This window comes from Ruegeria sp. CDSC079 (genome assembly GCF_059610505.1).
The window spans coordinates 447702-460420 of the sequence record NZ_JBXWNT010000001.1 but is presented as its reverse complement, the minus strand read 5'-3'; the positions used below and the strand labels follow the sequence as shown (position 1 = coordinate 460420).

13 protein-coding genes are annotated in these 12719 nt (G+C 57.7%); 6 read left to right on the top strand and 7 right to left on the bottom strand.

Translation table 11 applies throughout. The features are described from left to right. Positions 1–32: 32 nt before the first annotated feature. From ftsY to AC2FIC_RS02375, 4 genes are all read left to right on the top strand, one after another. Positions 33–1145: a signal recognition particle-docking protein FtsY gene (gene ftsY, locus AC2FIC_RS02390; protein WP_496690770.1), complete on the top strand. Its 1113-nt coding sequence runs from the start codon at positions 33–35 to the stop codon at positions 1143–1145. A gap of 87 nt (positions 1146–1232) precedes the next feature. Then, positions 1233–2135 (top strand): EamA family transporter, encoded by a 903-nt coding sequence (locus AC2FIC_RS02385; RefSeq protein ID WP_496690771.1) that lies wholly within the window; start codon positions 1233–1235, stop codon positions 2133–2135. Between the two features lie 17 nt (positions 2136–2152). Then, positions 2153–2758, top strand: coding sequence for an inner membrane-spanning protein YciB (locus AC2FIC_RS02380; RefSeq protein WP_496690772.1), 606 nt, complete (start codon positions 2153–2155; stop codon positions 2756–2758). A gap of 142 nt (positions 2759–2900) precedes the next feature. Then, positions 2901–3569, top strand: a complete 669-nt coding sequence (locus tag AC2FIC_RS02375; RefSeq protein WP_142634564.1) for a Crp/Fnr family transcriptional regulator — start codon at positions 2901–2903, stop codon at positions 3567–3569. 215 nt (positions 3570–3784) lie between these two features. On the opposite strand, the gene AC2FIC_RS02370 is transcribed toward AC2FIC_RS02375, so the two are convergent. The 7 genes from AC2FIC_RS02370 to rpiA all read right to left on the bottom strand — a co-directional run bounded on the left by AC2FIC_RS02370 (position 3785) and on the right by rpiA (position 10459). Further along, positions 3785–5275, bottom strand: coding sequence for a Do family serine endopeptidase (locus tag AC2FIC_RS02370; protein WP_496690773.1), 1491 nt, complete (start codon positions 5273–5275; stop codon positions 3785–3787). Between the two features lie 130 nt (positions 5276–5405). Continuing rightward, positions 5406–5600: a DUF2065 domain-containing protein gene (locus tag AC2FIC_RS02365; RefSeq protein WP_142634568.1), complete on the bottom strand. Its 195-nt coding sequence runs from the start codon at positions 5598–5600 to the stop codon at positions 5406–5408. Next, a complete protein-coding gene (hflC, locus tag AC2FIC_RS02360) occupies positions 5600–6496 on the bottom strand; it encodes a protease modulator HflC (protein ID WP_496690774.1) in 897 nt (298 codons plus the stop codon). The genes AC2FIC_RS02365 and hflC overlap by 1 nt, the downstream gene beginning before the upstream one ends. Further along, positions 6496–7638: an FtsH protease activity modulator HflK gene (hflK, locus tag AC2FIC_RS02355; RefSeq protein ID WP_496690775.1), complete on the bottom strand. Its 1143-nt coding sequence runs from the start codon at positions 7636–7638 to the stop codon at positions 6496–6498. Before hflK ends, hflC begins: the two co-directional genes overlap by 1 nt. Positions 7639–7710: 72 nt before the next feature. Next, a complete protein-coding gene (gor, locus tag AC2FIC_RS02350) occupies positions 7711–9069 on the bottom strand; it encodes a glutathione-disulfide reductase (RefSeq protein ID WP_496690776.1) in 1359 nt (452 codons plus the stop codon). A 61-nt stretch (positions 9070–9130) separates the two neighbouring features. Beyond that, positions 9131–9667, bottom strand: a complete 537-nt coding sequence (locus tag AC2FIC_RS02345) for a hypothetical protein (RefSeq protein ID WP_496690777.1) — start codon at positions 9665–9667, stop codon at positions 9131–9133. Between the two features lie 3 nt (positions 9668–9670). Beyond that, positions 9671–10459 (bottom strand): ribose-5-phosphate isomerase RpiA, encoded by a 789-nt coding sequence (rpiA, locus tag AC2FIC_RS02340; RefSeq protein WP_271946345.1) that lies wholly within the window; start codon positions 10457–10459, stop codon positions 9671–9673. Positions 10460–10626: 167 nt separating this feature from the next. Here rpiA and AC2FIC_RS02335 point away from each other — a divergent pair, with 167 nt between their 5' ends. After that, positions 10627–11328, top strand: coding sequence for a glutathione S-transferase family protein (locus AC2FIC_RS02335; protein ID WP_496690778.1), 702 nt, complete (start codon positions 10627–10629; stop codon positions 11326–11328). Between the two features lies 1 nt (position 11329). Beyond that, positions 11330–12703, top strand: a complete 1374-nt coding sequence (locus AC2FIC_RS02330) for an L-serine ammonia-lyase (protein ID WP_496678195.1) — start codon at positions 11330–11332, stop codon at positions 12701–12703. Positions 12704–12719 lie beyond the last annotated feature (16 nt).

Below are 12719 nucleotides of genomic sequence, written 5' to 3'. Positions count from 1 at the left end.
TTAGGTGAGAGGAACACCTGCGGAGACCAAAAATGGCGCTATTCTCAAAGCTCAAGGACAAGCTGTTCAAATCCTCATCCCGCCTTGAACAGGGGTTGGATGCCATCGTTGAAGATGGGGGCGAGGAAACAACTGCACCGGATCCAATCCCACCAGCGCCGCATTCCGAACCGGAACCCGAAGTCGCGCAACCGGACATGGCACCGGAACAGGCAGTTGCCAAACCGGTGGCCACTACAGCCGAGTCTGCTCCGTCCAAATCCATGCTCGGGCGGCTTTTCGGGCGCGCCGAGACCGAGACAACAGTTCGCCGCACGCTGGATGACGACATGCTGGAACAGCTTGAAGAGCTGTTGATTGCATCCGACATGGGTGTGGACACAGCGCTGCGCGTCACCGCCAATATGGCCGAGGGCCGTTATGGCCGCAAACTTTCGACACAAGAGATCAAGCAGCTTCTGGCGCAGGAAGTCGCCCGGGTTATGGAACCCGTTGCAAAGCCCATGCCGCTCTATTCCAAACGCCCACAGGTGGTACTGGTCGTTGGCGTCAACGGATCGGGCAAGACCACCACGATCGGCAAACTAGCCAGCCAGTTCAGGGCGGCCGGCAAGAACGTAGTGATCGCAGCTGGAGACACCTTCCGCGCAGCCGCCGTAGAACAGCTGCAGGTCTGGGGCGACCGCGCAGGCGTTCCGGTCCTGACAGCCCCCGAAGGCTCGGACCCCGCCTCCCTGGCCTTCGACGCGTTGACCCGCGCACAAGAGGATGGCGCCGATCTGTTGATGATCGACACCGCCGGTCGTCTGCAAAATCGTGCCGACCTGATGGAGGAATTGGCCAAGATCGTCCGGGTGATCCGCAAAGTCGACGAAACCGCACCGCACAATACCCTTTTGGTTTTGGACGCCACCACCGGTCAGAATGCACTCAGCCAGGTTGATACTTTTCAAAAACTGGCCGATGTCTCCGGCCTGGTGATGACCAAGCTGGACGGCACCGCAAAAGGCGGCGTGCTGGTGGCACTGGCCGACAAGTTCGGCCTGCCCATTCACGCAATCGGCGTCGGAGAACAGATCGATGATCTCGCCCCTTTCGATCCCGAAGAATTCGCCGCTGCTCTAACCGGCCTCGATCAACGCTGATCCGAACTTCAACTGGCTAAAAATATCTTCGGGGGGTGTGGGGGGCAGACAGTCCCCCACCCTCTCCACCCGCGAAAGGTCGATGTCTTGAGCGACTGGCTCATCTCTCTGGAAGGCACGCCCAAGGGCCATGACCTTGCCCTCGGGCTCGCGCTGATGGCCGCCTTCTTGCACGCGGTGTTCGGAGCCTTGCAAAAAGGCCGTCACGACCCGTGGCTGTCCCGCGGGGCCATAGACGCCAGCTACTGTCTTCTGGCTGCACCTTTCGCGTTTTTTGTGGTGCCCTGGCCCGAACCCTATATGTGGCCAATCTTCGCCACCGTCTGGCTGATCCACATCGCCTATAAGACCCTGCAGGCAATGGCCTATACCAAAGGCTCTTATACAGTGGTCTATCCTGTTGTGCGCGGCACCGGACCCCTGTTCACAGTATTCGGTGCCTACCTGTTGTTTGGCGAGACCTTCTCTGCCACGCAATGGTTTGGTGTCGCGGTCTTGCTGGCCGGGATATTCGGGCTTGCGGCCTATAATCTGCGGTTTCTCGAAACCAACCGCGAAACGCTTGGGATCGCCCTAGCCTTGGCCCTCGCAACCGGCCTGTTTGTGGCGTTATATACCACCTATGACGCCTATGGCATTCGCGCGACGGCCGATCCGTTCACCTTTCTGGCTTGGTTTTTCATGATCGACGGGGCCGCCATGCCGATCTATGCGTTCTTCCGCTGGCGCGCGATGGCCCATCGCCCGGCCTTGGGGCCCTTGGCGCTGCGCGGCATCGCCGGCGGGATCATCGCCCCTCTATCTTTCGGGGCCATCATGCTGGCCACGCGGTTGGACAAGGTCGGCGAAGCCGCCGTTCTGCGGGAAACCTCCACCGTCTTTGCCGCCCTGATCGGCTGGCTGGTTCTGAAAGAAACCGTCGGCCCAAGGCGGATCGCGCTGATGGCATTGATTGCACTCGGCGCCGTAATAGTTGAAATGGGCGGGTAAGCAGCAGGACAAAAGACATGACAGGCAAGACCGACATAAATCCATTTCTGAAACAGGTGCTGGAACTGGGTCCTCCGCTGGCCTTTTTCTTCATCTACCTACGCTTGCGCGATGACAGCTTTCAGATCGGCGGCATCGAGTATTCCGGCTTTATCATTGCCACGATCATTTTTGTGCCGCTGATGCTGGGGGCAATGGGCATCTTGTGGTACCTGACCGGCAAGCTAAGCCGGATGCAGATATTCACAGCTTTCATGGTCATTTTCTTCGGCGGCCTGACCGCCTGGTTCAATGACGAGCGGTTCTTCAAGATGAAAACCACGCTTGTTTATGGCCTGTTTGCTCTGATCCTGGGGATCGGGCTGCTGCAAAAGAAATCCTATCTTGCCTATGTTCTGGACGAGATGCTGCCCATGAAACACGAAGGCTGGATGATCCTGACCCGTCGTCTGTGTGCGTGTTTTGCTGTTCTGGCCGTCGCAAATGAATTCGTGTGGCGCACGATGTCGACCGACCTGTGGGTCAAGATTGAGACCTTCGGATTCCCCATTGCCCTTATGGCGTTCCTCATGCTGCAGTTCAGCCTGTTGCAAAGCTATATGGATGATCCCGATCATCAATGACGGCTAAATCCTCAACCGCCCTTCGGATGACTTTTCCGTGAAGCGCGGGAGGCCATAAAACCTAACAAAATCCTTGGCTAAACGCTTGGGCTATGAAAAGTTGTGTCACCACTCACCTTTTCCCGCCGGAGCACCACACCAAATGACGGCTTTCCCAAATAGTGGCTTTCTATCCGAAGCTTCAGACCGGCTGAGATCAATGCTCTCGGCACAGGCGACAGAGATTTCTCTCGAACCTGGTGATATCCTTTTCGAACAAGGGGATGAAGGGGATGCCCTCTATGCCATTCTTGCCGGCACGCTAGAGGTGTCCTTCTTGGCGATGAGCGGTCGAAAACTCTCGTTGACATTGATGAAGCCTGGCGAGGTCTTTGGTGAAATCGGCTTGTTCGACAATGGCCCCCGCACCGCAACCGTGGCCGCGGCCGAGGCCTCTCGGGTGCTGCGTGTGCGTAGGTCCGATGTCATGAACCAGATCCGCCAACATCCTGACCTTGCGGTGGATATGATCCGACTGGCCGGTTTGCGCATGCGGTGGATGGGGTCGCAACTGAATGAACAGGTCTTTTTGCCGATGCCTATCCGGCTTGCGCGCAAACTGCTGCATCTGTCCAACCTTCAAGACGATCCAACCACCCGCATTACCCTGTCCCAAAGCGAGCTGGCCGAATTCGTTGGTGCCACGCGCGAAGCTGTCTCAAAGACAATTTCAACCTGGAAACGCGACAAGGTTGTCGAAGCTTCGCGGGGCGGCCTGATGATCCATGATTTTGAGGCACTGCGGGAACTGGCGGATTCCGACCTCATTTGACCTGTTGTGACCTGCTTCACATACGACGGATCGCATTAAGATTACGTTAGGAACTGTTACCGTAGGAGGTCAGAGAATCATCCCCGATATCTGTCCACTGACCTCTCCCTGTACCAGAGCCATACGCCTTCCCCGGCGTGTGGCTCATCTTTTTTCAGCACAGAAAAAAGGCCAGAGCAGGTGCCCTGGCCTTTCTGTTTGTTCAACCTAAGAGATCACTCTTCAAGGCTCAGCGCGACAAAGCGTGGATCTCCACCGCGCCGCACCAAAAGCAGCAGTGACTTCCGCCCGGCCGTGCGGGCTTCTTCCATTCGGTCCTCGAGATCAGAAATCGCAGTGACCTTCTGCTGGCCAGCCTCGGTGATCAGATCACCGGCGCGCAAACCCTTGGCATAGGCTTCTGACGCCTCGTCCACTTCGGTCACAACCAGCCCCTCAGTATCCGGCTCCAGCCCCAGATCAGCACGCAGGGCTTCAGTCACGGGCGATATCGTCAGCCCCAGAATATCGGCATTTTCCTCAACCGGGGCTTCTTCGGCCTCACCCTCTTCGCTTTCGGCCCGCTCGGCATCTTCGCGACGGCCCAGAGTCACAAGCACTGTCTGCGTGCTGCCATCCCGATGCACCACCACACGGACCGACTTGCCAACCGTTGTCTCACCAACCTGACGTACCAATCCACGGGTGTCATCGACCTCGACACCATCAAAGCTGAGGATCACGTCACCGGCCAACAGGCCAGCCTCTTTGGCCGGGCCCTCGGGTACATCGCTGATCAGTGCGCCACCCGGCTTGTCCAGGCCCATCGCCTCGGCCATATCCTCGGTCACGTCCTGAATGCGGACACCCAGCCAACCGCGGCGGGTCTCGCCGAACTCGCGCAGTTGGTCGACAACCTTGACCACCACATTCGAGGCCATCGAGAAGCCAATCCCGATCGAACCGCCATTCGGCGACAGGATCGCCGTATTCACGCCGATCACCTCGCCATCCATATTGAACAGCGGCCCGCCCGAGTTCCCCCGGTTAATCGCAGCATCGGTCTGAATATAGTCGTCATAAGATCCGCTGAGCGCGCGGTTCCGCGCCGAGACGATCCCCGCCGAAACCGAAAACCCTTGCCCCAGCGGGTTGCCCATCGCAATCACCCAGTCGCCAACGCGCGCAATGTCACTATCGCCGAACTTGACGTATTTCAGCGGCCCGGTGGCTTCGACCTTCAAAAGGGCGATATCGGTTTTTTCATCCGTACCGATCACTTTCGCAGGCAGTTCTTTCTTCGGTTGACCGTCGCCCGGGAAAAATTCGACCAGTATCTCATCAGCCTCGGCAATAACGTGGTTGTTAGTAACGATGAAACCATCCTCGGATATCACAAACCCCGAGCCCAGCGAATTGCTGCGGCGCGGGCGGTTGTCATCTTCCCCGTTACGGTCTTGAAACTCGCGAAAGAAATCTTCGAACGGAGAGCCCTCGGGAACGATCCCCTGCGGGCCGGTCTGTCCCTCAATCAGTGTCGAAGTGGTGATGTTGACCACCGCTGGGCTGATCTTATCGGCCAGCGGAGCCAGGCTTTCGCCCCGCGCCTGTGCGGCCACTGACTGCGCCAATACAAGCAGCATCCCGGCAAAGGCCAGCCACATCAACCGCATGAAACCAACAACGTCGTCCCGCCGGACGGATATACTGCGCGCTTGTGACTGCACGTGGGAACTCCTTGTCGTCAACACTATCTGGATCGCCCGCAGGCGGCCCTTCTTGATATCCAATGTAGCTGGTTTGTCCTTGCCCGCAACTGAGGATCGCGGGGAAATCACCATGAAGTGTAGCCGTTGTTCAAAACCCGACCTGATATGCACCCCATAGCAACACGAGACCTCCCACCATACATAACAATCCTGCAAGCCGACGTGCCTGCTCTGGCATAGACCGCAACGCCTCTAGCATACGTTCAATAAGCGAAGGGGCCAGCGCATAGGCCAGCCCCTCGACAATCAACACCAGCCCAAAGGCCAGAAGGATCATACCCATTATTCAGACGCCTGCCCCGCCGATTGGCCCCGGCCGGTGGGTGATTTGAGATAGTTGAAGAACTCGGAATCCGGGCTCAATACCATCGAGCTGTTACCGCCCTGCAAAGCATTCTGATAGGCGGTCAGCGAACGATAGAATTCGAAGAATTCAGGGTCCGCACCGTAAGCTTCGGCAAAGATCGCATTGCGTTCGGCGTCAGCCTCACCGCGAATGATCTCAGCCTCACGCCGTGCATCCGACACCAGTTCGACAACGGTCCTGTCGGCCTGGGCACGTACACGCTGTGCCGCCTCATTACCACGGGCACGTTCGTCCGTTGCTTCGCGCTCCCGCTCGGCCTTCATACGGTCAAACGTCGCTTCGAGGTTGGCCTGCGGCAGATCGGTCGCTTTCAGACGTACGTCAATGACGGTCACACCCAGCGCACGTGCCTCGGCAATCGCACTATTGCGAATACGCAACATCAGCGCAGCCCGGTCCGAGCTCAGGATGTCACGGGACGAAACTGAACCCAGAACTTCGCGGGTTTCAGCGCGCAAGATGCGGTCCAGACGATCCTCGGCAACCGGGATACCACCGACACCAACCGCCTGGCGGAACTGGTTCAGATCGGAAATCCGGTACCGTGCGAAGGCATCGACTACCAGACGACGATCATCCAACGGCGTCACTTCAAGCGGTTGAACGTCGATGGACAGGATACGGTCGTCATAACGGACAACTTCCTGAATAAGTGGAATTTTGAACGCCAGACCAGGCTCTTCCTTAACCGCGACCACACGGCCGAATTGCAGAACCAATGCGCGCTGGCGTTCGTCCACGATAAAGATCGATGACAGCGCAACAGCGCCGAGGATCACCACAAGGATGAGGATAATGGGTGACTTACGCATCAGTTGCTCTCCCCGGATTGATTGCGGCGCAGTTCGTTCAGCGGCAGATACGGAACAATGCCCTGTCCCTGACCGGTCGAGTTTTCGTCCAGTATGATCTTGTCGACATCACCCAGAATCTGCTCCATCCGCTCCAGATACAAACGTTTGCGCGTTACATCCGGCGCTTTGGAGTATTCTTCCAGAACCGCGCTAAAGCGGCTGGCTTCACCTTGAGCACTGTTGATCTGCTGGGCGCGATATCCTTCGGCCTCTTCCACAACTTGCGCGGCTTCACCACGTGCTTCGGCCAGTACCTTATTGGCATAGGCGTCGGCGACGTTCTGCAGACGGTCACGTTCTTGTGCGGCAGCCTGAACATCGCGGAAGGCCGCGATTACGTCCTGTGGCGGGTCGGCTTTGTCAAAGTTGACACGCACAATGTTCACGCCGGAATCATAGCTGTCCATCGTCGATTGAATCAATTCCTGCAAGCGATCAGCGATCACACCCCGATCTCGGTTCAGGATCGGTGCCAGCTCGCTTTGTGCAATGATCTCGCGCATGGCCGATTCCGACACGGCGCGGATCGTCTGGCGCGGGTCGCGCAAATTGAACAGATACTTGGCCGGGTCATTGATGTTCCAGACCACCTGATAGTCGATATCGACAACATTTTCGTCGCCTGTCAGCATCAAGCCATCATCGCTACCACGGGCTCCGCCCATGTCTTCGTTCTGCTCGCGGGTCACAGGAATGACCTCGGCAGTTACAAACGGCCAAGGCGCAAAGTTCAGACCGGGATTTCCAATGTTTGAAAATTCACCCAAAAACAGCTCTACTGACTGTTCTTCCGGCTTTACCGTATAAAAGCTGGCCGCCCCCCAAAGGACTGCACCCACCACCAACCCAATGGCAATAGTCCCTTTGGTAAAGATGGGACCACCCCCGCCACCGCCCGAACCATTGCTACCACGGCCGCCACCGCCGCCGCCCATCAGGACGCGCAGCTGTTCCTGGCCTTTTTTCATCAGCTCGTCGATCTCGGGAATCTGCGGGCCCTCGTTTTCAGGGGGCTTGCGCCCGTCCCCGTTATCACCCCGATTTCCTCCGCCGCCAGAAGAGCCTCCGCCCCCCCAGGGGCCGCCGCTGTTGCCCGCCATTTGTATCTATTCCCTTGTGTTGAACCGTGTGATCACGGGTTCCCTTGTAACTTGTGTGCGCGCGGTTGCAAATCAAGCCGTACGCACAGGATGACGCATTGTTACCAGTTCTTCCGCCATGACCGGATGAACTGCAACGGTGCGGTCGAAATCTTCCTTGGTTGCGCCCATTTTGACGGCAATGCCAGCCAGTTGAATCATCTCGCCGGCGCCCGGCGCCACGATGTGACAGCCCAACACCTTACGCGTGGCCTGAGAGACGATCAGTTTCATCAAAACCCGCTGCGTGCCACCTGCGAATGCCTTTTGCATCGGCTTGAACGAGGTTGCATAGATCTCGACCGGCTCTTGGGCTGCAGCGTCTTCTTCGCTCAACCCGACCGTGCCGAATTCCGGCTGCGTGAAAATCGCAGTTGGAATCAGGTCGTGATCCACAGGTGTCGGGTTGCCTTTGAACACGGTTTCGACAAAAGCCATCCCCTCGCGGATCGCAACCGGGGTTAGGTTAACCCGGTCCGTCACATCCCCAATGGCATAGATCGAGGGCACGCCTGTCTGGCTGTAATCATCCACGATGATCTCACCCTTGCGGCCGCGTTCAACGCCGATGGCCTCAAGCCCCAGATTGTCGGCATTGGGCGCGCGACCAGTGGCATACATGACCACGTCAAACAGCTGTTCCGTGCCATTGGTGGCCTTTACGCGAATCTTGTCACCGTCTTTGGCCATCTCAAGCACATTGGTGCCCAGATGCAGATCAATCCCGTTCTGGCACATCTCTTCGCTGATCAGACCGCGCGCTTCTTCGTCAAAACCCCGAAGGATTTGCGCACCGCGGTAGAACTGGGTGGTTTTCACGCCCATGCCGTTCATGATTCCTGCAAACTCGCTGGCGATATAACCGCCACCAACGATCAGGATGCTTTCGGGCAGTTTTTCCAGATGGAAAATCTCGTTCGAGGTGATCGCCAGGTCCGAGCCCGGAAACTCGGGTACAACAGGGCGTCCGCCTGTGGCGACCAGAATATGCTTGGCCGTCATGCGGGTGCCATCGGCCAGCTCGACGGTATGTGCGTCCACCACGTGTGCACGCTGATCAAAGCTTTCGACGCCGTTGTTTTTCAGGATGTTGCGATAGATGCCTTCCAGCCGGTCCAGCTCGGCATGGAGTTTGCCGCGAAAGAAATCCCAGTCAAATGCACCGGGTTTGACGTCCCAGCCATAGGCCTGCGCATCTTCGACCATGCCAGAGAATTCGCTGGCAAATACCATCAGCTTTTTGGGGACACATCCGCGGATCACACAGGTCCCGCCATAGCGATCCTCTTCCGCCAGTGCCACTTTGGCCCCGTTTTCGCCAGCTGCCACACGCGCCGCCCGGACCCCGCCCGAGCCGCCTCCGATGACGAAAAGATCATAGTCAAAGCTCATTTACAGTGCCTCTTTCAGTTTTCTGACAACGCTATCGAGCCATCATCAATGATGTACCCGGTCACTCATGACGGCCCAGACTGGACCACTGGGACAGTTGATCTTGCCAGGACGCATACAGATTTGGTCGATAATGCTCAATCGTCTCTACGAAACACTCAGATATGGGTTTCGGCATGGATTGCAACGGAAGGGGTAAACACTCATGCCCGCCATCTGACTTGTTGAAGCTAACAAAAAAAATAGGGCGTCGTTTTTGCTCGGTTTCGTCGAACGCATCAATGTAGCGTACATCAGGCCAAACAATGTCTTGGATCATTCCTCTACGCGTGCGGAGCTTCGATCCACCAGAGTCCACTAGGGCCACAAGCGACGGCACCTTGAGTGAACCTAGATAGTTCATGAACAACACGACGGAAGTAAGGACAACGAGCACCAATGTGAAAAGCGTGCCACCTGTCCACCCCGCGGAAACAAAACCCCACGCCGCCACCACAGCCGCAATCCCGATCTTTATCAGGTTGCGTTTTAGCGTCCTGGCTCGCGCAGCCAAATCTGCTTCCGTTTCGCGGTATTCAGCAACCGGAGAGGTGCTCATACCTTAATCCGCCAAATCCGTGAACAGGTTGTCTTTGCCGCCATCGAACAACTCGTCCAGTTCCACCGTTCCCTCGTTGATGTCGCGCAGTTCGACCCGGCCATCTCCATAACCGATCACGACCTTGTCGCAAATGTCGATGAACAATCCGTTCTCGACCACGCCGGGCACCTGGTTCAGCACCAGCGCCATCTGCCTTGGATTTCCGATCCGTTGCAGATGCAGGTCCAGCACGTGATTGCCTTCATCCGTGACAAACGGCGCTTCTCCGTTCATGCGAAGTGCCGAGCGGGTACCGAGAACATCCATGGTATCCAGCACCTCTTCGATCAGGGTGCGTGTGGTCTGCCAGCCAAAGGGGATCACCTCGACCGGCAATGGGAAGGCACCCAGAGTCTCGACCTCTTTGCCGGCATCGGCGATGACCACCATCTGGTCGCTGGCCGTGGCTACGATCTTTTCCTGCAGGTGCGCGCCGCCGCCGCCCTTGATCAGATTAAGCTCTCTGTCGAATTCGTCCGCTCCGTCGATGGTGATGTCCAGCCATCCCGCCTGATCCAGAGAAACAACCTCAATGCCCAGTTCGCGGGCCAGTTGGGCCGTCCGGGTCGATGTCGGAACACCCTTGATCGCCAGACCTTCTTCTCTAACCCGTTCCCCCAACCGACGCACCATCCATGCAGCGGTCGATCCGGTTCCCAGGCCGACTCGCATCCCATTCTGCACCATGTCAGCCGCACGGCGTGCTGCGACGTATTTTGCAGTGTCGATGGGCGACAGATCACCGGCCATTTCAGCATCCCCCTAATTCGCTGCGGAACTTATACGGAATGCCTACGACAACTGCGAGAGAGAATTGTCCGGATCGGTAGACCAACATGTCGCGAAACTACGCGTTTCCTATGGGAAACGTCGCAATCAGGTCTGTTGAAAACATACGTGAGGTATACATAGTTCGCATGAACACGCCTTACCGCCTGCACTATGCCCCGGACAATGCTTCGCTGGTCATCCGGCTGGCGCTGGAAGAGATGTGCCTGCCCTATGAAACCGTTCTGGTAGACCGCCGCCAAAGCGCACAGGACAGCCCGGAATATCGCGCGCTGAACCCCAATGGGCTGATCCCGGTATTGGAAACACCACAGGGGCCGATCTTCGAAACCGCTGCTATCTTGTTGTGGCTGGCGGATACGCATGGCCGGCTGGCCCCTACCCCCATGGACAGCAACCGCGCCGCGTTTCTGAAGTGGCTGTTCTTTGCCTCCAATACGCTGCACGCTGATCTGCGTATTCTGTTTTATGCCGAAAAATATATAGACGCAGCGCAGGTCAATCCTTTGCGCGCCGGTATCCGCCCTCGTTTGCGCCAGCACTTGCGCCTGCTTGACGAAGTTGCGAAAAGCGCGCCGCCCTGGCTGAGCCCGGACATACCATCGGTCCTGAGTTATTATCTGGCCTGTCAGATGCGCTGGATGGCGCTCTATCCTGCGAAGGCTGATCGCAGCTGGTTTCAGATCGCTGACACGCCGCATCTGCAGCGAATGCTGATGCAGTTGGAGACGCGCCCCGCCACACGCGCCGCAATCGCGGCCGAGGGTTTAGGGGTTACACCCTTTACCTCACCAACCTATGCTAACCCACCGGAAGGCTTTGCTACCTGATATGTTTCTGTCTGTCTTCGATATGTTCAAAGTGGGCATTGGCCCGTCCTCGTCCCATACGATGGGACCAATGGTTGCTGCCGCGCGGTTTTTGGACATGATGCGCGCCTCTCCGTTCGAATTTTCAGGGCTGCGCGGGTCGTTGCACGGGTCGCTGGCCTTTACCGGTGTCGGCCACGCAACCGATCGCGCCACGATCCTGGGCCTGGCCGGATTTGTGCCCGACACATATGATCACGAACGGGCCGAGGCCGCACTGGCTGGCATAAGTGAGACCCACAGCGTGACCCCCGAAGGATTGCCCACGCTGCAGTTCGATCCCAAGGCCGATCTGGTTTTCGACTATGAAAACAATCTGCCGGGCCATGCTAACGGTATGGTCCTGATGGCCACGGACGCACAGGGCGACGTGATCCTGCGGCAGGTCTATTACTCGATCGGTGGCGGCTTTGTTCTGACCGAGGAAGAACTGGCCCAAGGCAAGGCAACAGATGAAGGCGCACCGGTGCCCTTTCCTTTCAAATCGGCGGTCGAGATGTTGGACATGGCCAAAACCAGCGGCAAAAGCATCGCCGAGATGAAGCGCGCCAACGAGATCGCGCGCGGCTGTGCAGACAGTTTTGCCAAAGGCACTGCGCGCCTCTGGCAGGTCATGAATGACTGTATCGAGCGCGGTCTGACCACTGACGGTATTCTGCCAGGCGGTTTGAACGTGCGCCGTCGCGCCAAAGGCATCCATGACGCGTTGATGGCCGAGCGTGGCATGAACCTGAACGCGCCCCACACGATCAACGACTGGATGAGCGTTTACGCCATGGCCGTAAACGAAGAAAACGCAGCTGGCGGTCAGGTGGTGACCGCCCCCACCAATGGTGCTGCCGGGGTTCTTCCAGCGGTAATGCGCTATTATCTGGACCATGTACCCGGTGCTTCAGAGAACCACATCGAAGATTTCATGCTAACTGCGGCCGCTATTGGCGGGCTGGTCAAATACAACGCCTCGATCTCGGGCGCCGAGGCCGGGTGTCAGGCTGAAGTCGGCAGCGCCGCAGCCATGGCTGCAGCCGGGCTGTGCGCGGTTATGGGCGGCACGCCGGAACAGGTGGAAAATGCCGCTGAGATCGCGCTCGAGCATCATCTGGGCATGACCTGTGATCCTGTCGCCGGGCTGGTTCAAGTACCCTGTATCGAACGCAACGGGCTGGGTGCGATCAAGGCGGTGTCGGCAGCCTCTTTGGCCCTGCGCGGAGATGGTCACCATTTCGTACCGCTGGACGCTGTCATCGAAACCATGCGGCAGACCGGGCACGACATGCACGAAAAGTATAAGGAAACGTCTTTGGGCGGTTTGGCGGTGAACGTGCCGAATTGCTGAGGCAACGCGGGGAAGC

Coding starts and splice junctions, on each gene's coding strand:
- ftsY (WP_496690770.1), top strand. CDS start 33: ATGGCGCTATTCTCAAAGCTCAAGGACAAGCTGTTCAAATCCTCATCC.
- AC2FIC_RS02380 (WP_496690772.1), top strand. CDS start 2,153: ATGACAGGCAAGACCGACATAAATCCATTTCTGAAACAGGTGCTGGAA.
- AC2FIC_RS02375 (WP_142634564.1), top strand. CDS start 2,901: ATGACGGCTTTCCCAAATAGTGGCTTTCTATCCGAAGCTTCAGACCGG.
- AC2FIC_RS02365 (WP_142634568.1), bottom strand. CDS start 5,600: ATGGGTATGATCCTTCTGGCCTTTGGGCTGGTGTTGATTGTCGAGGGG.
- hflC (WP_496690774.1), bottom strand. CDS start 6,496: ATGCGTAAGTCACCCATTATCCTCATCCTTGTGGTGATCCTCGGCGCT.
- hflK (WP_496690775.1), bottom strand. CDS start 7,638: ATGGCGGGCAACAGCGGCGGCCCCTGGGGGGGCGGAGGCTCTTCTGGC.
- gor (WP_496690776.1), bottom strand. CDS start 9,069: ATGAGCTTTGACTATGATCTTTTCGTCATCGGAGGCGGCTCGGGCGGG.
- AC2FIC_RS02345 (WP_496690777.1), bottom strand. CDS start 9,667: ATGAGCACCTCTCCGGTTGCTGAATACCGCGAAACGGAAGCAGATTTG.
- rpiA (WP_271946345.1), bottom strand. CDS start 10,459: ATGGCCGGTGATCTGTCGCCCATCGACACTGCAAAATACGTCGCAGCA.
- AC2FIC_RS02335 (WP_496690778.1), top strand. CDS start 10,627: ATGAACACGCCTTACCGCCTGCACTATGCCCCGGACAATGCTTCGCTG.
- AC2FIC_RS02330 (WP_496678195.1), top strand. CDS start 11,330: ATGTTTCTGTCTGTCTTCGATATGTTCAAAGTGGGCATTGGCCCGTCC.